18 protein-coding genes, 1 tRNA gene and 1 other RNA gene are annotated in these 19,855 nt (G+C 53.0%); 14 read left to right on the forward strand and 6 right to left on the reverse strand.

Features of this window, described 5'->3' with window-relative positions:
* Nucleotides 1-2 precede the first annotated feature (2 nt).
* The 3 genes from I6L54_RS02295 to I6L54_RS02305 form a co-directional block, all read right to left on the reverse strand.
* Entirely contained in the window at nt 3-752 is a 750-nt protein-coding gene (locus I6L54_RS02295; protein WP_040231623.1) for a sugar phosphate isomerase/epimerase family protein, read from the reverse strand.
* Between the two features lie 99 nt (nt 753-851).
* The gene (locus tag I6L54_RS02300) at nt 852-1,868 is read right to left on the reverse strand and encodes a LacI family DNA-binding transcriptional regulator (protein WP_005133828.1); all 1,017 of its coding nucleotides are present in this window, start codon (nt 1,866-1,868) and stop codon (nt 852-854) included.
* Between the two features lie 141 nt (nt 1,869-2,009).
* Nucleotides 2,010-2,672, reverse strand: a complete 663-nt coding sequence (locus I6L54_RS02305) for an OmpA family lipoprotein (RefSeq protein WP_005133829.1) — start codon at nt 2,670-2,672, stop codon at nt 2,010-2,012.
* A 159-nt stretch (nt 2,673-2,831) separates the two neighbouring features.
* On the opposite strand from I6L54_RS02305, the gene I6L54_RS02310 reads away from it, so the two are divergent.
* The gene (locus tag I6L54_RS02310) at nt 2,832-5,165 is read left to right on the forward strand and encodes a molybdopterin guanine dinucleotide-containing S/N-oxide reductase (protein ID WP_005133830.1); all 2,334 of its coding nucleotides are present in this window, start codon (nt 2,832-2,834) and stop codon (nt 5,163-5,165) included.
* Here I6L54_RS02310 and I6L54_RS02315 read toward each other — a convergent pair.
* Entirely contained in the window at nt 5,134-5,574 is a 441-nt protein-coding gene (locus tag I6L54_RS02315) for an N-acetyltransferase (protein ID WP_040231624.1), read from the reverse strand. The two genes, I6L54_RS02310 and I6L54_RS02315, sit on opposite strands and share 32 nt — an antisense overlap.
* Nucleotides 5,564-6,133 (reverse strand): DNA-3-methyladenine glycosylase I, encoded by a 570-nt coding sequence (gene tag, locus I6L54_RS02320; protein WP_040231626.1) that lies wholly within the window; start codon nt 6,131-6,133, stop codon nt 5,564-5,566. Before tag ends, I6L54_RS02315 begins: the two co-directional genes overlap by 11 nt.
* 159 nt (nt 6,134-6,292) lie before the next feature.
* Here tag and I6L54_RS02325 point away from each other — a divergent pair, with 159 nt between their 5' ends.
* From I6L54_RS02325 to I6L54_RS02385, 13 genes are all read left to right on the forward strand, one after another.
* The gene (locus tag I6L54_RS02325; protein WP_040231628.1) at nt 6,293-6,994 is read left to right on the forward strand and encodes an autotransporter outer membrane beta-barrel domain-containing protein; all 702 of its coding nucleotides are present in this window, start codon (nt 6,293-6,295) and stop codon (nt 6,992-6,994) included.
* A 251-nt stretch (nt 6,995-7,245) separates the two neighbouring features.
* Nucleotides 7,246-8,448 (forward strand): L-lactate MFS transporter, encoded by a 1,203-nt coding sequence (locus I6L54_RS02330; RefSeq protein ID WP_005133833.1) that lies wholly within the window; start codon nt 7,246-7,248, stop codon nt 8,446-8,448.
* Between the two features lie 209 nt (nt 8,449-8,657).
* A complete protein-coding gene (gene eptB, locus I6L54_RS02335) occupies nt 8,658-10,349 on the forward strand; it encodes a kdo(2)-lipid A phosphoethanolamine 7''-transferase (protein ID WP_040231629.1) in 1,692 nt (563 codons plus the stop codon).
* Between the two features lie 90 nt (nt 10,350-10,439).
* A tRNA-Pro gene (locus I6L54_RS02340) sits at nt 10,440-10,516 on the forward strand.
* A gap of 34 nt (nt 10,517-10,550) precedes the next feature.
* Nucleotides 10,551-10,669, forward strand: a non-coding RNA gene (locus I6L54_RS02345) — RtT sRNA.
* An 85-nt stretch (nt 10,670-10,754) separates the two neighbouring features.
* Nucleotides 10,755-11,051 carry a hypothetical protein gene (locus I6L54_RS02350; RefSeq protein WP_040231631.1) on the forward strand — a complete coding sequence of 99 codons (297 nt, stop codon included), beginning with the start codon at nt 10,755-10,757 and terminating at the stop codon, nt 11,049-11,051.
* A 209-nt stretch (nt 11,052-11,260) separates the two neighbouring features.
* A complete protein-coding gene (locus I6L54_RS02355) occupies nt 11,261-11,497 on the forward strand; it encodes a hypothetical protein (RefSeq protein WP_167335598.1) in 237 nt (78 codons plus the stop codon).
* The gene (gene dppA / locus I6L54_RS02360) at nt 11,412-13,019 is read left to right on the forward strand and encodes a dipeptide ABC transporter periplasmic-binding protein DppA (protein WP_040231632.1); all 1,608 of its coding nucleotides are present in this window, start codon (nt 11,412-11,414) and stop codon (nt 13,017-13,019) included. Before I6L54_RS02355 ends, dppA begins: the two co-directional genes overlap by 86 nt.
* A gap of 166 nt (nt 13,020-13,185) precedes the next feature.
* Nucleotides 13,186-14,205 carry a dipeptide ABC transporter permease DppB gene (gene dppB / locus I6L54_RS02365; RefSeq protein ID WP_003837733.1) on the forward strand — a complete coding sequence of 340 codons (1,020 nt, stop codon included), beginning with the start codon at nt 13,186-13,188 and terminating at the stop codon, nt 14,203-14,205.
* Nucleotides 14,206-14,214: 9 nt separating this feature from the next.
* Nucleotides 14,215-15,117, forward strand: coding sequence for a dipeptide ABC transporter permease DppC (gene dppC / locus I6L54_RS02370; RefSeq protein ID WP_003837734.1), 903 nt, complete (start codon nt 14,215-14,217; stop codon nt 15,115-15,117).
* A gap of 10 nt (nt 15,118-15,127) precedes the next feature.
* The gene (gene dppD, locus I6L54_RS02375; RefSeq protein WP_005133837.1) at nt 15,128-16,111 is read left to right on the forward strand and encodes a dipeptide ABC transporter ATP-binding protein; all 984 of its coding nucleotides are present in this window, start codon (nt 15,128-15,130) and stop codon (nt 16,109-16,111) included.
* Nucleotides 16,108-17,112 (forward strand): dipeptide ABC transporter ATP-binding subunit DppF, encoded by a 1,005-nt coding sequence (gene dppF, locus I6L54_RS02380; protein WP_005133838.1) that lies wholly within the window; start codon nt 16,108-16,110, stop codon nt 17,110-17,112. The genes dppD and dppF overlap by 4 nt, the downstream gene beginning before the upstream one ends.
* A gap of 176 nt (nt 17,113-17,288) precedes the next feature.
* Entirely contained in the window at nt 17,289-18,491 is a 1,203-nt protein-coding gene (locus I6L54_RS02385; protein ID WP_040231634.1) for a sigma-54 interaction domain-containing protein, read from the forward strand.
* Nucleotides 18,492-18,524: 33 nt separating this feature from the next.
* On the opposite strand, the gene I6L54_RS02390 is transcribed toward I6L54_RS02385, so the two are convergent.
* Nucleotides 18,525-19,823: an SLC5/6 family protein gene (locus I6L54_RS02390; RefSeq protein WP_040231636.1), complete on the reverse strand. Its 1,299-nt coding sequence runs from the start codon at nt 19,821-19,823 to the stop codon at nt 18,525-18,527.
* Nucleotides 19,824-19,855 lie beyond the last annotated feature (32 nt).

A 19,855-nucleotide genomic window follows, 5' to 3' on the forward strand; every position in this document is an offset into this window, starting at 1 on the left:
CGTTACTCCTCGCGTAACAACTCGACGTAACGGCGGGTAACCGCCGTCAAATCCTGCCCTTCCAGGGGAAACTCAATGCCGCGTGGAACATCGCCGGGCAGCGTTTTTAGAAGCGCCAGCCAGCGCGGATCGGATGCATCAGGCGGTACGGCGCGGTAGCTGTCGCGATGCACAACGGCGGCTTTGACATGGATATACCCAACGGTTGACGCCAGTTTCTGCGCCGCCTGTTCCGGGGAGTCGCCCACCCACAGCCAGTTGCCCATATCGAAGGTCAGAGATATCGGCAGATTCTGCGTCTGGCAGGCTTCGTTAAAGCGCAGCATCGGCTGCAGGCGTCCGCAGGCGGTCTGATCGTTTTCGACAACCAGTTCCATTCCGCTGTCTTCAAGCCATTCACGTAAAACGTTGAACTGTTCGGTATGGGAGAAATGGCCGAGGGAGACTTTTAGCCACAGCGCCTGCAGGGCCTGTGCTTCTTCAAGTAGTGCAGGAAGTCGGGGATTGAGGCTACCGTCCTCCAGGAACAACGGCTCAGGGGCTGAGTAACAGGACAGCAGGCCGAAGATTTCGATAGCGGATGCCACCGTGGACAGCGTGTGCAGCTCGGCATCGGTCAGCAACTCGCGGCGGATTTCGACGCCGTCAGCACCGGCTTCGGCAATGACGGGCAATATTGCCGTTTGCCCGCCTGCGGCTCGTATCTGCTCGTGGCCGTAGGCGGCAGTGACCACCATAATTTTTCTTTTCATGGAAACTCCAGACTAGCGTTCTTTCTATAACGCTAGATGGAACCGGTTCCAAAGAAAAGCTTATGATGTCGAATTTATGATCACCATCACGAAGGAAATTTAACGGGCGGTAGAGCCGCGAACGATCAGTTCGCCGGAGAAGACCTGTTCCTGAATGGCAGCAGAGCCGCCATCGATCCGGCGTACAACTTGCTCAACGGCGGTGTAGCCAATCTGCCAGGTGGGTTGTTTCAACGTGGTAATACCAACGCCCGCCAGTTCGGCCCATTCCAGTTCGTCAAAACCGAGCAGGCCGATATCGCTGCCCCAGTTAAGGCCAATGCGTTTCAGGGCGCGGGCAACCTGCAGTGTGAGAGCGCCGTTGGCTGAGATAACGGCTTTGCGCATTCCCCGATGCTGCTGGTGAAACTGGCGCAATGTGTCATCGAGTTGCGTATTGTCTGTTAGCGGGACTTCGGCATTTTGCGCGATAACTCCGGGGTACTGTGCGAGGGTGGCGCGAAAAGCGCTCAGGCGCTCGCGGCGGGTATTCACCATACCCAACGGTTCGCTGAGGAACAGAATGGCTTCAAAACCTTGCTCAACCAGATGTTCCGTGGCAACCGTTGCCGCCTGGGTGTTATCCAGCCCGACCATATCACAGGCGAAATCCGGAATTTTGCGGTCAATCAGCACCATCGGCAGCGCAGACTGCTGCAGGCGGTTTAGTCCCTCTTCGCGCATCCCTACGGCGTTGACCACAATCCCTTCGACCTGGTAGCTGCGCAGTAGGTCGAGATAATGCAGCTCCTGATCCACTTCGTTGTTGGTGTTGCACACCAGTGGAGTAAAGCCTTTGTCACGGCAGGCGGCTTCAATACCACTTAACACGTTGACGGAGTAGGGGTTGGTTATATCAGCGATAATCAGGCCAATCAGGCGGGTACGCCCATGTTTCAGGCCTCTTGCCATCAGACTGGGACGGTAGTCGAGATCGGCAATGGCTTGTTCAATGCGGGCCAATAGCGCGTCGGAAAGCAGATGCTTTTCACCGTTGAGATAGCGTGAAATGCTGGTCTTGCCGGTTTTTGCGGCCTTCGCCACATCGCTGATGGTTGCCCGTGTTGATTTGCTCATCGCTGATTTCCCTGAATTTCGTGTGAATACCTTAGCGGGAAAATCTGACGAAGCAAGTAATTTGCCCGGTGGCGCTGCGCTTACCGGGCCTACATGTCGAACGTAGGCCGGGTAAGGCGAAGCCGCCACCCGGCTCAACGATTACTGCATAGGACTCAACGTAATCTCTACGCGACGGTTCTGCGCTTTACCTTCCGCCGTGCTGTTGCTGGCGATCGGATTTGCCGGACCCATGCCCTGAGTGCGGATACGATTAGCGGCAACCCCTTGCGTGATCAAGGCGCTGGCCACGGAGTCCGCGCGTTGCTGAGACAGACGCATATTCAGATCCTGGCTGCCGGTGCTGTCGGTGAAGCCCAGCACGTTGACGGCGGTTTTATTGTACTCTTTCAGTACCATTGCCACGCCGGTCAGGGTGTTGGCACCAGCAGGTTTCAGGTTGGCGCTGCTGCTGTCGAAGGTGACGTTATTCGGCATATTCAGAATGATGTTATCGCCACTACGCGTCACGCTGACGCCCGTTCCCTGCATTTTGTCACGCAGTTTGGCTTCCTGCACGTCCATGTAATAACCGACACCGCCGCCAACGGCCGCCCCCGCCGCCGCGCCAATCAACGCGCCTTTGCCGCGATCTTTCTTCGAAGACGAGAGTGCGCCAATACCCGCACCAACCAGGGAACCGATACCCGCGCCGATGCCGGATTTCCCTGCTTCTCGCTCGCCGGTGTAAGGGTTTGTTGTGCAGCCAGAAACCGCCAGGGCGCCGCTCACGATGGCAGCAATAACAAAAACACGTTTCTTCATCTTAATTCCTTAATGACTTTTTTCTTCTTTACCACAGCGACCGTGGCGGTTGATTATGACGTGTGAACATGAAGAAAATTCCAGGGAAGACTCTGAAATTTGTAAGTAACATTGAACGGCATAACAATAAGCCGTCACATCGCATTCAGGAGCGCCATCTTGGCTAATTCACCCGCACATTACCCGGTGTTAACCGCCGCCCACTGGGGACCTGTTCTCGTCGACACCGATGGAGAGACGGTTTTCTCTTCGCGTGGCGCGCTGCCCACCGCCCATCCCAACTCTTTGCAAACCGTGGTGCGCGACCAGGTGCACAGTAAAACGCGGGTACGTTTTCCAATGGTGCGTAAAGGCTTTCTCGCCTCGCCGGAGAATCCCCAGGGCGTGCGTGGGCAGGATGAATTTGTTCGCGTCAGTTGGGACGACGCGCTGAATCTTATCCATACGCAGCATAAACGCATCCGTGACAGCTACGGCCCGGCCTCGATTTTTGCCGGTTCCTACGGCTGGCGCTCTAACGGCGTGTTACACAAAGCGGCGACCCTGCTACAGCGCTATATGGCGCTGGCAGGCGGTTATACCGGGCATCTGGGGGATTATTCGACAGGGGCTGCGCAGGCGATCATGCCTTACGTGGTCGGCGGCAATGAAGTTTACCAGCAGCAGACCAGCTGGCCTGTGGTGTTGGAGAACAGCGAGGTGGTGGTGTTATGGAGCGCTAATCCGCTGAATACACTGAAGATTGCCTGGAATGCCTCCGACGAACAGGGGCTCGCTTACTTTGAGGCTTTGCGCGACAGCGGCAAGCGACTGATCTGCATCGATCCGATGCGATCGGAAAGTGTCGAATTCTTTGGCGAAAAGATGGAATGGATTGCCCCGCATATGGGGACCGACGTGGCGCTGATGCTGGGCATCGCGCATACGCTGGTGGAAAACGACTGGCACGACGAGGATTTTCTCGCCCGTTGTACAACCGGATATGATTCGTTCGCTGACTACCTGCTGGGTAAATCCGATGGAATAGCGAAAACTGCAGAATGGGCTGCTGAAATTTGTAGTATTCCGGCAGCGAAAATACGCGAACTTGCGGCAATATTTCACCAAAATACCACCATGCTGATGGCCGGCTGGGGTATGCAGCGTCAGCAGTATGGCGAGCAGAAACACTGGATGATCGTTACCCTGGCCGCCATGCTTGGGCAGATTGGGACGCCCGGCGGTGGCTTTGGACTGTCGTATCATTTTGCCAACGGCGGGAACCCGACGCGCCGTGCTGCGGTGCTGGCTTCAATGCAGGGTAGCGTTAAAGGCGGCACCGACGCGGTGGATAAAATCCCGGTGGCGCGTATCGTTGAGGCGCTGGAAAACCCCGGCGGTTTCTATCAGCACAACGGTATGGATCGGCATTTCCCGGACATCCGCATGCTGTGGTGGGCAGGCGGCGCCAACTTCACCCATCATCAGGATACCAACCGTTTGATCCGCGCCTGGCAAAAGCCGGAGTTGGTGGTTATCTCGGAGTGTTTCTGGACTGCTGCGGCGAAGCATGCCGATATCGTGTTACCCGCGACCACCTCTTTTGAACGTAACGATTTGACCATGACCGGAGACTACAGCAACCAGCATCTGGTGCCGATGAAGCAGGTCGTGCCGCCACAGGCTGAAGCGCGCAACGATTTTGATGTTTTTGCCGAGCTTAGCGAGCGCTGGGAACAGGGCGGTTATGCCCGATTCACTGAGGGGAAAAGCGAACTGGCGTGGCTGGAAACTTTTTACGACATTGCTGCGCAGCGTGGTGCCAGCCAGCAGGTTACACTGCCGCCCTTCGCTGAGTTCTGGCAAAAGAATGCACTGATCGAAATGCCGGAAAACGCCGCCAATACGCAGTTCATCCGTTTTGCTGATTTTCGCCGCGATCCACAGGCGCATCCGCTGAAAACGGACAGTGGAAAAATTGAAATCTATTCTGCAAAAATTGCAGGTTACGGCTATGCAGATTGTGCAGGACACCCGATGTGGCTGGAGCCTGATGAGTGGTTCGGCAATGCCGAACCCGACCAACTGCAGGTGCTCTCTGCCCATCCGGCTCACCGTTTGCACAGCCAGCTCAACTACAGTGCGTTACGCGAACAGTATGCGGTGGCGGATCGGGAGCCAGTGACGATTCACCCGCAGGATGCGCAAGCGCGGGGGATTGCAGATGGCGATACGGTCAGGGTGTGGAACCACCGCGGGCATATCCTGGCGGGTGCCGTGGTGACGGAAGGCATCAAACCTGGCGTCATCTGTATTCATGAAGGTGCCTGGCCTGATTTGGAACCGACAGCTGACGGTATTTGTAAAAATGGCGCCGTCAACGTGCTGACCAAAGATCTCCCCAGCTCGAAGCTGGGGAATGGCTGCGCGGGCAACACTGCGTTGGCGTGGCTGGAGAAGTACAGTGGGCCTACTCTGACACTTACCGCGTTTGATCCACCTGCCAGCCCATAATCCAGGTTGGATGGTGAGTCTCTTCCTGCCATGCGCTGTCTTCAATGCGAAAGCCCAGTGCGTGGTAAAAGTTTACCGCTGATTGGTTCTTCTGGTAGACCTCCAGGCTGAGCAACGAAAAGCGCTGCTGCACATGTTGCACCAGCGCTTTACCGATACCGCTTCTGATGGCGGCAGGCTTGACAAACAGCGCGCCTAAAAAGCGCTCTTCCATCACGCTGGCAAAACCTTTGAGCACACCGTTTTCTTCCCACACCCAGGTTTGCGCGGCGGGCAGGTAGACATCACGTACGATAGGCTCACTCTCACGCCAGTAGCGTTCTTCGATAAACGGATGGGCATGGATCGTGCTTTCCATCCACAGCGCCAGAATCGACGGTAGATCGTCAGCCTTTGATTCACGAATCATGTCGTTCTCCTGGGTAACAGATGCAGCTGGTGACATGATCGTTGACCAGCCCGCACGCCTGCATAAAGGAGTAACAGATGGTGGTGCCGACAAACTTAAACCCACGTTTTTTTAACGCCTTAGACAGCGCATCTGACGCAGGCGTTGAGGTGGGGATATCGCTCAGGTTAGCGGCGCGGGTCAGTTGCGGTTGGTTATCAACAAATGACCAGACGAACTCGCTAAATGACTCTCCATTTTGCGCCATCGTCTGGTAAGCGCGAGCGTTACCGATAATGGCCTGAATTTTTCCGCGATGGCGGATAATACCGGCATCCAGTACCAGCCTTTCTACATCCTCTTCGGTCATCGCCGCAACGGTTACAGGATCGAAGTGGTGAAATGCCAGGCGATAGTTTTCCCGTTTCTTCAGCACCGTTATCCACGACAGCCCAGCCTGCTGGCCTTCAAGGCAGATCATTTCGAACAGCTTTTTACCATCGGTTTCCGGGACGCCCCATTCCTTGTCATGATAGGCAATGTATAGTGGATCCTGACTGACCCAGCCGCAACGCTGCATACTCTTCCTCGCTGTTTTTACTGGCGTAAAAATTTCATTCGGCCCGCCTTGACGCGCCCGCTAAAAAGACAATATTTAATACAGGGTCTCATGTGCCCGATATCCTTTAAACAATGACAATAATATCGCCGAATTCGGCTCTTTTCTGGAGTCGCGTTGATGATTATAAGAAACAGTAGTGGTCGTCAGAGGTTAACTCTGGCGAACGTCATCGTCTGTGCGCTGTTTGCCAATACGGCATATGGCTGGCAACAAGAATATATCGTTGATGCGCTGTCCGGTCATACGTCGGAACGCTATACATGGGACAGCGATCACCAACCACGTTATAACGACATTCTGGAAGAGCGCATTCGCTCCACCCAGAACGTGGCGGGGCCGGTGGTGAATCTGGCGGACCAAACGGCTCTGGATGCGACCAGCGGTATGAGCGTGGGCTGGAATTTTCCCCTTTCCCGTAAGGTGACGACGGGACCCGTCGCAGCCCTGCATTATGATGGTTCAGCCACCTCTACCTACAACGAATTTGGCGACAGTGTGACTTCGCTAACGCTGACCGATCCGATGTGGCATGCCAGCGTCAGTACCCTGGGCTGGCGGGTCGACTCGCAGTTTGGCGATGTACGGCCATGGGCGCAAATCAGTTATAACCAGCAATTTGGCGAGAATATCTGGAAGGCGCAATCGGGTCTCAGCCGCATGACGGCGGCGAGTCAGGATGGTAACTGGGTCGATGTTACTGTGGGTGCAGATATGCTGCTGAATCAGCATATGGCTGCCTATGCGGCACTTTCTCAGGCAGAAAACAGTACGAATGACAGCGATTATCGGTACACGATGGGAGTGAACGCCAAATTTTAACGAAAAAAAGCCTGGATAAAACATCTCTGTTACATGTTGGGATCAATAATCACACGTATTACAGCGATAGCGTGCACTAACTCCGGCAATAAAATTCAGTAACCCGACTTTTTGTCTCGTCATTCATTCCGCAATCCAGGCATTTCATTCCGTCCTGATGGCATTTCATGCCGTTTTCCCCAGGTCATAAAAGCGTTTCGGTATGGTTGTCGGCAGAGAATTTCCCATTTTGTATATGCAGGAAGACTGCCATGAAAACTTCTGATTATCAGCGTACCCGGTGGCTGACACTGATCGGCACCATCATTACCCAATTTGCATTAGGTTCTGTTTATACCTGGAGCCTGTTCAATGGCGCACTCTCTTCAAAGCTCGATGCACCGGTGAGTCAGGTTGCATTTTCCTTTGGTTTGCTGAGTCTGGGTCTGGCGATATCTTCTTCCATCGCCGGGAAGCTTCAGGAACGTTTCGGTGTGAAACGCGTCACCATGGCATCGGGTATCTTACTGGGTGTGGGCTTCTTCTTAACCGCGCATTCTGACAGCCTGATTATGCTGTGGCTGAGTGCCGGTGTACTGGTTGGCCTGGCTGACGGTGCAGGGTACCTGTTAACCCTGTCCAACTGCGTGAAATGGTTCCCTGAGCGTAAGGGGCTGATTTCCGCCTTCGCCATCGGTTCTTACGGCCTGGGTAGCCTCGGTTTTAAATTTATCGACAGCCAACTGCTGAGCACTGTGGGTCTGGAAAAGACCTTTATGATTTGGGGCGCGATTGTACTGGTGATGATTGTCTTTGGCTCCACGCTGATGAAAGATGCGCCAAACCAGGAAGTTAAAGCCGTAAATGGCGTGGTAGAGAATGACTACACGCTGGCGCAATCCATGCGTAAACCACAGTACTGGATGCTGGCAGTGATGTTCCTGACGGCGTGCATGAGCGGGCTTTACGTGATTGGTGTCGCGAAAGATATCGCCCAAAACCTGGCAAAAATGGATGTGGCAACAGCGGCGAATGCGGTAACCGTTATTTCTATCGCGAACCTGTCAGGTCGTCTGGTTCTGGGGATTCTGTCCGATAAAATCTCCCGTATTCGCGTGATCACCATCGGTCAGGTCGTTTCGCTGGTGGGTATGGCGGCGCTGCTTTTTGCTCCGCTGAATGAAGTGACATTCTTCGCAGCCATTGCCTGTGTCGCCTTCAACTTCGGTGGCACCATTACGGTCTTCCCGTCACTGGTGAGTGAGTTCTTCGGCCTGAATAACCTGGCGAAAAACTATGGGGTCATCTACCTGGGCTTCGGCATTGGCAGCATCTGCGGGTCAATTATCGCCTCGCTGTTCGGCGGTTTCTATGTCACCTTCTGCGTTATCTTTGCGCTGTTAATCATCTCGCTGGCGCTTTCTACCACCATTCGTCAGCCGCAGCGTAGCGTCTATACCGAGGCTCACGCCTGAATCTATTAGCGGTCTTATTTATACCCGGCGCATATATTTACAAAAATATATGCGCTGTTTGCATTCACCATAAGCACTTTTCTCCTCTCCTGTGGTCTACTTAGCCGCGCCCGTAGACATTTCATCTCTGCTGTTGTCGCATTTTCCCCTGTTTGGTCGATTGACCACTTCACAGGGTGTTTTTATCCCGATTCCCAGGGTTTTTTTGCATGAGATACATTAAATCGATGACGCAGCAAAAGCTTAGCTTCTTGCTTGCGATCTATATCGGTCTGTTTATGAACTGCGCAGTTTTTTATCGCCGCTTCGGCAGCTATGTGCAGGAATTTACCGCGTTGAAAGGAATCTCTGCGGTTGTTGAATTGGCCGGCACCGTGCTGGTTACCTTCTTTTTACTTCGTCTGTTGTCTCTGTTTGGTCGGCGGGCATGGCGCGTACTGGCTACCTTTGTGGTGCTGTGTTCCGCTGGTGCCAGCTATTACATGACCTTCCTGAATGTGGTCATTGGCTACGGCATTATTGCCTCGGTCATGACAACCGATATTGATTTATCAAAAGAAGTTGTCGGCTGGCATTTTATCGTGTGGTTGGTGTCGGTCAGCATTTTGCCGTTGCTGCTTATCTGGAGTAACCGCTGCCGCTATACCCTGCTAAAACAAATACGTACGCCAGGTATGAGATGGCGTAGTGTGGTCGTTGTTCTGTTGGCTGGTTTGATGGTGTGGGCGCCGATTCGTTTACTTGGAATACAGCAGAGATCAGTCGAACGGGAAACCGGTATTGATTTGCCCAGCTACGGTGGCGTAGTGGCAAATTCATATTTGCCTTCAAACTGGCTGTCCGCGCTGGGTCTGTATGCCTGGGCGCAGGTGGATGAATCTTCAGACAACAAATCGCTGATGAACCCGGCGAAGAAGTTTACCTATGTTGCGCCCAAAAACCTCGACGACACCTACGTGGTCTTTATTATCGGCGAAACGACCCGCTGGGATCATATGGGTATTTTTGGCTACGAGAGAAATACTACGCCAAGGCTGGCTCAGGAAAAAAACCTGGCCGCTTTCCGCGGATATTCGTGTGATACGGCAACCAAACTTTCGCTACGCTGTATGTTTGTTCGTGAAGGCGGAGCAGAGGAAAACCCGCAGCGTACGCTGAAAGAACAAAACGTCTTTTCCGTACTCAGCCAGCTAGGTTTTAATACCGATCTCTACGCGATGCAAAGTGAGATGTGGTTTTACAGCAACACGATGGCTGAGAACATCGCATATCGTGAGCAGATTGGCGCTGAGCCGCGTAACCGTGGCAAAACGGTTGACGATATGCTGCTGATCTCTGAGATGCAGCAATCAATCAAACCGGACGATAATGGTAAGCACCTGATTATCCTGCATACCAAAGGCTCGCACTTTAACTACACGCAGCGCTATACCCGTGAGTACGCCCAGTGGAAGCCGGAGTGTGTCAATGTTGACAGCGGTTGTTCGAAAGCGCAGATGATTAACTCATTTGATAACTCGGTGACCTATGTTGACCACTTTATCACCAAAGTGTTTGACCAGCTGCGCGATAAGAAAGCGATTGTGTTCTATGCTGCCGATCACGGTGAGTCGATTAACGAACGGGAGCACCTGCACGGTACGCCACGTAAAATGGCACCGCCAGAGCAGTTCCGCGTTCCTATGATGGTGTGGATGTCTGATAAGTATCTGGAAGACCCCGATCATGCGAAAGCCTTCGCCCACCTTAAGCAGGAGGCTGATATGAAGGTTCCGCGTCGCCATGTTGAACTGTACGACACTATTCTCGGTTGCCTCGGTTATACCTCGCCAAATGGCGGTATAAATGAGAATAACAACTGGTGTCATGTCCCGGACGACAAGAAGGCTGTAGTCCAGTAGTGGGCTGCTGACTTTCTCGCCGATCGAATGGCATTTTGATACTAAGGGATTGACGGGCGTGCAGCTGAGCAGTAAGATGCGCCCCGCATTCGGTGATTGGCGCAGCCTGGTAGCGCACTTCGTTCGGGACGAAGGGGTCGGAGGTTCGAATCCTCTATCACCGACCAAATTAGAAAAGCCCGCTCTTTGAGCGGGCTTTTTACTTTCCGGAATCCACGAGGATGAGAACCTCCGGGGGCAAGAGGTTCGACTCGAGCGGAGCGAGAGAACGTTGCGCCAGCAACGGCCCGCAGTGGCGAGTAATCCTCTATCACCGACCAAATTCAAAACCCTGCTCAGCGAGCAGGGTTTTTTGCTTTGTAGGCCTGATAAGCGCAGCGCCATCAGGCAAAACATTGCAGCATTTTGGCATCGCCGGATGGCGGCGCAGACGCCTTATCCGGCCTACAGGCTCAGTTTCATCCCGGCGTGTATGGTGTTATTCCAACCCCACCTTTGACCTTCATTTTATCTGCAAAAATTGTGCACCACTTCCCACTGACTGTTAACGATTCTGTGACATATTCCATTGCCTTTTTTTATATTTGCTTGAATCTTTTTTTGCGTTACTTATGGCTGAACCCAGCATTTTCCGCTGTGCGTTTTAACGTTCATGGTATTAATCGCTCAGATATGCAGCATGTGTTGAGAAAATTTTCATAATTTGCATAAATGTTAATCACTAAATGTTTCTGAATATGAAGATGTTTATTCTGGCATAGTGCGCGTAGCACAAATTTCCCTGCTGAAAATACCCGCTTGCACTTTTTTTAATCTTTGTTTGCCAATTCTCACCGTTGATGTAAATCGTGGTTACCTGTATTGACGTTTTCACATTCTGTTGACAGATTGTAGGGCATGAGGGGCATTTCATGGAGAATCTGCACTGCAACTCAGTCGCTTATGTGAACGGAATCCCCATCCTCTTAACGCCGACCCGGCCGGGTAAAAAACAAAAAAGGCCAGGCGGTGCAAACCCACTGCAAAGGGTAAAACAACAAACATCACATTTGGAGCAGAAGAATGAGTATTTCCTTGAAGAAGTCAGGGATGCTGAAGCTTGGTCTGAGCCTGGTGGCTATGACCGTCGCAGCAAGCGTACAGGCTAAAACTCTGGTTTATTGTTCAGAAGGATCTCCTGAAGGCTTTAACCCACAGCTTTTCACCTCTGGTACCACCTATGATGCCAGCTCCGTGCCGATCTATAACCGCCTGGTCGAGTTCAAAACCGGTACAACTGAAGTGATCCCGGGCCTTGCTGAGAAGTGGGAAATCAGCGAAGACGGTAAAACCTATACCTTCCACCTTCGCCCTGGCGTGAAGTGGCAGGACAACAAAGATTTCAAACCGACGCGCGATTTAAACGCCGATGACGTGGTGTTCTCTTTCGATCGTCAGAAAAATGCCCAGAACCCGTACCACAAAGTGTCTGGCGGCAGCTATGAATACTTCGAAGGGATGGGTCTGCCAGACCTGATCGCCGAAGTGAAAAAAGTGGATGATAAAACTGTTCAGTTCGTGCTGACTCGCCCGGAAGCACCGTTCCTGGCTGACCTGGCGATGGACTTCGCTTCTATTCTTTCCAAAGAATATGCAGACAACATGCTGAAAGCCGGTTCCCCGGAGAAAGTGGATCTGAACCCAATCGGTACCGGTCCGTTCCAGCTGCAGCAGTACCAGAAAGACTCCCGTATTCTGTATAAAGCATTCGAAGGTTACTGGGGCACTAAGCCTAAAATCGACCGTCTGGTCTTCTCCATTACGCCTGACGCTTCTGTGCGTTACGCCAAACTGCAGAAGAACGAGTGCCAGGTGATGCCGTACCCGAACCCGGCTGACATCGCGCGCATGAAGCAGGATAAAAATATCAACCTGATGGAGCAGGCCGGTCTGAACGTTGGCTACCTCTCTTTCAACACCGAGAAGAAACCGTTTGATGATGTGAAAGTCCGTCAGGCGCTGACCTACGCGGTAAACAAAGAAGCGATCATCAAAGCGGTTTATCAGGGTGCTGGCGTTGCCGCGAAAAACCTGATCCCACCGACCATGTGGGGCTATAACGACGACGTTAAAGACTACACCTACGATCCTGAGAAAGCCAAAGCGCTGTTGAAGGAAGCCGGTCAGGACAAAGGCTTTACCGTTGAACTGTGGGCTATGCCGGTACAACGTCCTTACAACCCGAACGCGCGCCGTATGGCGGAAATGGTTCAGGCTGACTGGGCGAAAATTGGCGTTCAGGCCAAGATTGTGACCTACGAGTGGGGCGAGTACCTGAAACGCGCCAAAGCCGGTGAGCATCAGGCTGTGATGATGGGCTGGACCGGTGACAACGGGGATCCGGACAACTTCTTCGCCACCCTGTTCAGCTGTGCGGCAGCGAAAGACGGTTCCAACTACTCTCGCTGGTGCTACAAGCCGTTTGAAGACCTGATCCAACCGGCGCGAGCGACCGACGATCACAACAAACGTATTGAACTGTACAAGCAAGCACAGGTTGTTATGCACGATCAGGCCCCGGCTCTGATTGTTGCTCACTCCACCGTGTATGAACCAGTGCGTAAAGAAGTAAAAGGCTATGTGGTTGATCCATTAGGCAAACACCACTTCGAAAACGTCTCTGTCGAATAATTAAAAGCAATCAAGGAAGCGCTGCGCCCCGGTATTGTGTAGGCCGGATAAGCGCAGCGCCATCCGGCGTAATGCTTTACCCACGATGCAGTTTGCGTGGGATAAGATTTGTGAGCAATACAGACTCACGGTTCCAGGCCGTGCGTCATTAGAGAGAATCCGGGTTATGTTGCAGTTCATTCTCCGACGTTTGGGACTCGTCATCCCCACGTTTATCGGTATCACTCTTCTCACCTTTGCCTTCGTCCATATGATCCCCGGCGATCCGGTCATGATCATGGCGGGTGAACGTGGGATCTCCCCTGAGCGCCACGCTCAATTGCTGGCTGAACTCGGTCTGGATAAACCGATGTGGCAGCAGTACCTCCACTATATCTGGGGGGTTATGCATGGTGATTTAGGTATCTCGCTGAAAAGCCGCTTACCGGTGTGGGAAGAGTTCGTGCCTCGCTTCAAAGCGACGCTGGAACTCGGCGTCTGCGCGATGATTTTCGCCGTCGCAGTAGGTATCCCGGTGGGTGTTCTTGCTGCCGTTAAGCGCGGCTCTATTTTCGATCACACCGCCGTTGGCCTGGCGCTGACCGGTTACTCCATGCCTATTTTCTGGTGGGGCATGATGCTGATCATGCTGGTCTCCGTGCAGTGGAACCTGACGCCGGTTTCCGGTCGGGTGAGCGACATGGTGTTCCTTGATGATTCCAACCCCCTGACCGGCTTTATGCTAATCGACACCGCTATCTGGGGTGAAGAGGGCAACTTTATTGATGCGCTGGCGCATATGGTCCTGCCGGCAATGGTGCTGGGCACTATCCCTCTGGCGGTCATTGTGCGTATGACCCGTTCATCGATGCTGGAAGTGTTGGGTGAGGATTACATCCGTACCGCGCGCGCCAAGGGCCTGACCCGGATGCGTGTCATCATCATTCATGCTCTGCGCAACGCCATGCTGCCCGTTGTGACCGTTATCGGCCTGCAGGTCGGTACATTGCTGGCTGGGGCGATCCTGACTGAGACCATCTTCTCGTGGCCGGGTCTGGGACGCTGGCTGATCGATGCGCTGCAACGCCGCGATTATCCGGTAGTGCAGGGCGGGGTATTACTGGTCGCGACGATGATTATCCTCGTCAACCTGCTGGTAGACCTGCTGTACGGCGTGGTGAACCCGCGTATTCGGCATAAGAAGTAAGGGGCCATCATGTCACAGGTTACTGAAAATAAAGTTATTGCAGCACCGGTGCCCATGACCCCGCTGCAGGAGTTCTGGCACTATTTTAAACGCAACAAAGGCGCAGTTGTTGGGCTGGTGTACGTGGTGGTGATGATCCTGATTGCGGTCTTTGCCAACGTTCTCGCGCCGTACAACCCGGCAGACCAGTTCCGCGATACGCTGTTGGCTCCTCCGGCATGGCAGGAAGGCGGTTCCATGGCGCATCTGTTTGGTACCGATGATGTGGGCCGCGATGTGCTGTCCCGCCTGATGTACGGGGCGCGTCTGTCGCTGCTGGTTGGCTGTCTGGTGGTGGTGCTCTCTCTGCTGATGGGCGTGGTTCTCGGGCTTATCGCTGGTTATTTTGGCGGGATTGTCGATAACGTCATCATGCGCGTGGTTGATATCATGCTGGCGCTGCCGAGCCTGTTGCTGGCGCTGGTGCTGGTGGCGGTATTTGGTCCCTCGATTGGCAACGCCGCGCTGGCGCTGACGTTCGTGGCATTGCCGCACTATGTGCGTCTGACGCGCGCTGCCGTACTGGTGGAGGTGAACCGCGACTATGTCACCGCATCCCGCGTGGCGGGCGCCGGTGCGATGCGTCAGATGTTCGTCAACATTCTTCCAAACTGCCTTGCGCCGCTGATTGTTCAGGCGTCGCTTGGTTTCTCGAACGCCATTCTCGATATGGCTGCCCTCGGCTTCCTGGGGATGGGCGCGCAGCCGCCGACGCCGGAGTGGGGCACCATGCTCTCTGACGTGTTGCAGTTTGCGCAAAGCGCCTGGTGGGTCGTGACCTTCCCGGGTCTGGCGATCCTGCTGACGGTGCTGGCATTTAACCTGATGGGTGACGGTCTGCGTGACGCGCTCGATCCCAAACTGAAGCAGTAAGAGGTTCGAGATGGCGTTATTAAATGTAGATAAATTATCGGTGCACTTTGGTGATGTGGGTTCCGAATTCCGCGCCGTGGACCGCATTAGCTACAGTGTGAACCAGGGTGAAGTGGTTGGCATTGTTGGGGAATCTGGTTCTGGTAAGTCCGTCAGCTCACTGGCGATTATGGGGTTGATTGACTACCCAGGCCGCGTGATGGCCGAAAATCTGGAGTTTAATGGTCGCGACCTGAAGCGCATCTCTGAGAAAGAGCGTCGCCAACTGGTGGGTGCGGAAGTAGCAATGATCTTCCAGGACCCGATGACCAGCCTTAACCCGTGCTACACCGTCGGCTACCAGATTATGGAAGCCATCAAGGTGCACCAGGGCGGCAACAAAAAAACGCGTATTCAGCGGGCGATTGACCTGCTGACGCTGGTGGGGATCCCCGATCCGGCCTCGCGCCTGGATGTCTATCCGCACCAGTTGTCCGGTGGGATGAGCCAGCGTGTGATGATCGCGATGGCGATTGCCTGTCGTCCGAAGCTGCTGATTGCCGACGAACCGACAACGGCGCTGGATGTGACCATTCAGGCACAGATTATCGAGCTGCTGTTGGAACTGCAGCAAAAAGAGAACATGGCGTTGGTCTTGATCACTCACGATCTGGCGCTGGTGGCCGAAGCGGCGCACAAAATCATCGTGATGTACGCTGGGCAAGTCGTGGAAACCGGGGCCGCACAGGATATTTTCCGCGCGCCGCGCCATCCCTATACCCAGGCGCTGCTGCGCGCGTTGCCGGAGTTTGCTCAGGACAAAGCGCGTCTGGCCTCGTTGCCGGGCGTGGTGCCAGGTAAATATGATCGCCCGAACGGCTGTTTGCTGAACCCGCGTTGCCCCTATGCGACCGACAAATGCCGCGCTGAAGAACCTGAACTGAACCTGCTGGAAGGCGGTCGTCAGTCGAAATGCCACTACCCACTTGATGATGCCGGGAGGCCTGGGCTATGAGTACGCAAAAGGCCGCCGCGCAACAGCCGCTGTTGCAGGCTATTGATCTGAAAAAACACTACCCAGTGAAGAAGGGCATGTTCGCCCCGGAACGCCTGGTGAAAGCGCTGGATGGTGTTTCCTTTACTCTGGATCGCGGTAAAACGCTGGCGGTGGTAGGTGAGTCGGGCTGTGGGAAATCCACCCTTGGCCGTCTGCTGACGATGATTGAAATCCCGACCGGCGGTGAGCTGTATTACCAGGGACAGGATTTACTCAAGCACGACCCGCATGCGCAGAAGCTGCGTCGGCAGAAAATCCAGATAGTATTCCAGAACCCCTACGGTTCCCTGAACCCACGTAAGAAAGTTGGGCAGATTCTGGAAGAGCCGTTGCTGATCAACTCCACGCTCAGCAAAGAGGAGCGTCGTGAAAAAGCGCTGGCGATGATGGCGAAAGTGGGACTGAAAACCGAGCACTACGACCGCTATCCGCATATGTTCTCCGGCGGTCAGCGTCAGCGTATTGCGATTGCCCGTGGCCTGATGCTTGACCCGGACGTGGTGATTGCCGATGAACCCGTTTCCGCGCTGGATGTATCCGTACGCGCGCAGGTGTTGAACCTGATGATGGATCTGCAGCAGGAGCTGGGGCTGTCCTACGTCTTTATCTCGCACGACCTGTCGGTAGTGGAACATATTGCGGATGAAGTGATGGTGATGTACCTGGGCCGTTGTGTGGAGAAGGGCACCAAGGATCAGATCTTCAATAATCCACGCCATCCGTATACGCAGGCGCTGCTTTCTGCGACACCGCGCCTGAATCCAGATGACCGCCGCGAGCGTATTAAGCTGACCGGCGAGCTGCCAAGCCCGCTGAATCCGCCACCGGGATGTGCGTTTAACGCCCGTTGCCGCCGTCGCTTTGGCCCTTGTACCCAACTACAGCCACAGCTGAAAGACTACGGCGGTCAACTGGTGGCGTGCTTTGCCGTTGACCAGGATGAAAACCCGCAGCAATAAACGTGGGTTATGACCCAATAACCGGAGCCTTGTGCTCCGGTTTTTTTATAATTCGTTTTTACTCCCACAATGTGAGTCCATTGGCAGAACATTATTCCATAGTGTCTAGAATGTAGTCAGGTTGGCTTTCGTCACAGAAATATCTACTTCGCAGTTGCTAACTACCAGGAGCAAATGTGGTCACGATACGCTGGGATATTAAAACAATTGATCGTCTGTCGATGGTTGAGGATGTCCTGAAGGAATTTTCCTGCTGTGATATCAATATCATCTCCATGAAAGTTACGCCTGGACGCATTCTGATTAAATCCTGGTGTCGCCAGTTGCAGGATATTTCCTGCGTACAATCCTGCTTAAGCCAGCGCGCTGATATTATTAACGTTGCTTATCTGTGCGAAGAGATAAGCGAACTGTCGATGTCTGAACCGGAACGTCCGCGTTATTTTTCTGACATTATTTGCAGCAGCCAGAGCATGCAACTGCTGATAGAAAAAGCGATCAGAATCGCGGATAGCAAATATACCGTTTTGGTTCGTGGTGAAACCGGAACTGGTAAGGAACTGCTTGCCCGGGCCATCCATAATTCCGGGCCACGGCGTTTTTATCCGTTTATTCCGGTTAACTGTTCGGCGCTTCCCGAGTCGCTAATGGAAAGTGAATTTTTTGGCTATGAGAAAGGAGCCTTCAGTGGTGCGGACTGTAAAGGCAAAAAAGGGCTGTTTGAAATGGCTGATAAAGGCACCCTTTTTCTGGATGAGTTTGGTGAAATGTCGCTGAGCTTACAGGCCAAATTGTTGCGTGTCCTTCAGGATGGGGGGATCCGTCGCGTTGGCGGGGCACAAACCATTCCGGTTAATGCGCGTATTATTGTGGCGACTAACGCGAATCTGGAAGAGATGGTGGAGCAACGTCTGCTGCGCGCCGATCTCTATTACCGCATCAACGTACTATCACTCACCATTCCACCTTTACGCGAGCGCCCGCAGGATATCAGTCTGCTGATCCGCCACTTTGTGCAGAAATACGCGAAGGAGTTCCAACGGCGAATTATTCTGGATAAAGCCTGTTTTGACGCTTTGCATCAGCACAGTTGGCCGGGTAACGTACGCGAGCTTGAAAACACGATTATTCGTCTGATGCTGATGGCCGAATCTGATGTTATAACCCGGGAAGACCTGGGGATGGCGAATCTGTCGTCAGGCGAATTGCGCCACACCCAACGTCCGTTTAAAGAACAGGTCCAGTACGCCGAGCGTCAGTTAATTGAGCAGATGGTGGAAGAGAATGTGTCGTCGCGGCATATTGCTAAGGCGCTGGGCGTATCGCATACCACGGTATTGAACAAAATTCGTAGCTACCAGCTTGAGAGCGTGAGTTAAGCGCCGCCAGACATTGACGGCGCTGTCATCGGGTTATTCAATCAGTTTTAACAGTGGTGACAGGCACAGTAAAACCCCATAGATCAGGATTAGCCAGGTTTTTAGCCCGCGCAGTTTTTCCAGTTGCGCCACTTTATAGATCAAGAAAAACGGAATAATACACGACACAATTCCATATAGCGGACTGCCTAACTGGAAGAACACCAGTACCGATACGCGAAACGATACCCAAATCACCAGCGTAATAACGATAAACGTGCAAATACCCAATGTAAGTACTAGTGGGTTTATTTTCTCAACATCAATTACACGGCTAAGTACGTTAAGGATAATCCCTTTAATCGCTTCATGGAAGCCCAGGTAAATACCGAAGAATGCGGTCAGAACAGCAAAGATATTCAATATCGTTGAGGTGATGTGAATAATCTGACCAGGAATGACCTGCGCCGCCAGAGCCAGTGCAGAAATATTCTGTTCGAAGGCTGAAACGGCCTCTTCGTGGCTAATCGAAAAGGTAAATGAGAATGAGAAAAACAGGATTACTGCAATCAACGTAATGTAGCTGATGCGGTGGGTACGAATGGCCATGCGCGTTGCCAGCACCCGGTCAGCCACCCGTTTGCGGTAGGCAATGTTCATGGGGTTCAGCACCTGAATAAACACCGCCGAGAAGAAGCAGAATGGGATAGTCAACAGCACATCGCGAAAGAAGACCGATGCTTCAGGAAAGGCGCTGATATTGCTGAAGTTCCAGTGAGGGACCATCGCAAAGCCGAAGATGATGATAATGCCGACTTTTACCACCACCATCGGACCGGAGATTTTGAACAGTAGTTTTTCTCCACCGGAAGCAATGGCGACCAGTACCGCAAAAATAGCGACTTTATAGATGATTGATTGCGAAAGGTCGGTATCGGTTAGCCCGAAGGTTTTTATATATGAGGCACTGTCAAAAACAACCGATAATGAATAGATGAATATTCCATGAATAATCATCAAAAAGTAAATTACACCGAGGAATACACCCCAGTTTTTTCCAAGGTAATGACTTATAATATCGGTGTAGTCATTGCAGGTTTCACTTTCGGATAATGTTTTTAAATAAATGTCCTGCACAATATACGTTGCCGGGTAAGCGATAATAAAGGCGACAATAAAAACCCAAATGCCGGTTAAGCCAATTTGTACCGGCATCAGAACTGTACCCGCACCAATTGCCATGCCGATGCACAGTAATACCCAGCCAAAATCGTATTTTGTAAACGGTATTTTCTTTGAGAATGGTACGGCGGTTGCTGTATTGTTGCTTAATTGTATTGTGTTGTCCTGCATAGAACCCCCTGCCCAAAATACCCGTTCTCCCC

Origin of the sequence: Citrobacter pasteurii (assembly GCF_019047765.1) — a bacterium.
GTDB lineage: Bacteria > Pseudomonadota > Gammaproteobacteria > Enterobacterales > Enterobacteriaceae > Citrobacter > Citrobacter pasteurii.

What these genes read in the sequence shown, in the direction of transcription:
- I6L54_RS02295 (WP_040231623.1), bottom strand. Translation starts at nt 752, where the DNA reads ATGAAAAGAAAAATTATGGTGGTCACTGCCGCCTACGGCCACGAGCAG.
- I6L54_RS02300 (WP_005133828.1), bottom strand. Translation starts at nt 1,868, where the DNA reads ATGAGCAAATCAACACGGGCAACCATCAGCGATGTGGCGAAGGCCGCA.
- I6L54_RS02305 (WP_005133829.1), bottom strand. Translation starts at nt 2,672, where the DNA reads ATGAAGAAACGTGTTTTTGTTATTGCTGCCATCGTGAGCGGCGCCCTG.
- I6L54_RS02315 (WP_040231624.1), bottom strand. Translation starts at nt 5,574, where the DNA reads ATGATTCGTGAATCAAAGGCTGACGATCTACCGTCGATTCTGGCGCTG.
- tag (WP_040231626.1), bottom strand. Translation starts at nt 6,133, where the DNA reads ATGCAGCGTTGCGGCTGGGTCAGTCAGGATCCACTATACATTGCCTAT.
- I6L54_RS02325 (WP_040231628.1), top strand. Translation starts at nt 6,293, where the DNA reads ATGATTATAAGAAACAGTAGTGGTCGTCAGAGGTTAACTCTGGCGAAC.
- I6L54_RS02330 (WP_005133833.1), top strand. Translation starts at nt 7,246, where the DNA reads ATGAAAACTTCTGATTATCAGCGTACCCGGTGGCTGACACTGATCGGC.
- eptB (WP_040231629.1), top strand. Translation starts at nt 8,658, where the DNA reads ATGAGATACATTAAATCGATGACGCAGCAAAAGCTTAGCTTCTTGCTT.
- I6L54_RS02355 (WP_167335598.1), top strand. Translation starts at nt 11,261, where the DNA reads ATGGAGAATCTGCACTGCAACTCAGTCGCTTATGTGAACGGAATCCCC.
- dppA (WP_040231632.1), top strand. Translation starts at nt 11,412, where the DNA reads ATGAGTATTTCCTTGAAGAAGTCAGGGATGCTGAAGCTTGGTCTGAGC.
- dppB (WP_003837733.1), top strand. Translation starts at nt 13,186, where the DNA reads ATGTTGCAGTTCATTCTCCGACGTTTGGGACTCGTCATCCCCACGTTT.
- dppC (WP_003837734.1), top strand. Translation starts at nt 14,215, where the DNA reads ATGTCACAGGTTACTGAAAATAAAGTTATTGCAGCACCGGTGCCCATG.
- dppD (WP_005133837.1), top strand. Translation starts at nt 15,128, where the DNA reads ATGGCGTTATTAAATGTAGATAAATTATCGGTGCACTTTGGTGATGTG.
- dppF (WP_005133838.1), top strand. Translation starts at nt 16,108, where the DNA reads ATGAGTACGCAAAAGGCCGCCGCGCAACAGCCGCTGTTGCAGGCTATT.
- I6L54_RS02390 (WP_040231636.1), bottom strand. Translation starts at nt 19,823, where the DNA reads ATGCAGGACAACACAATACAATTAAGCAACAATACAGCAACCGCCGTA.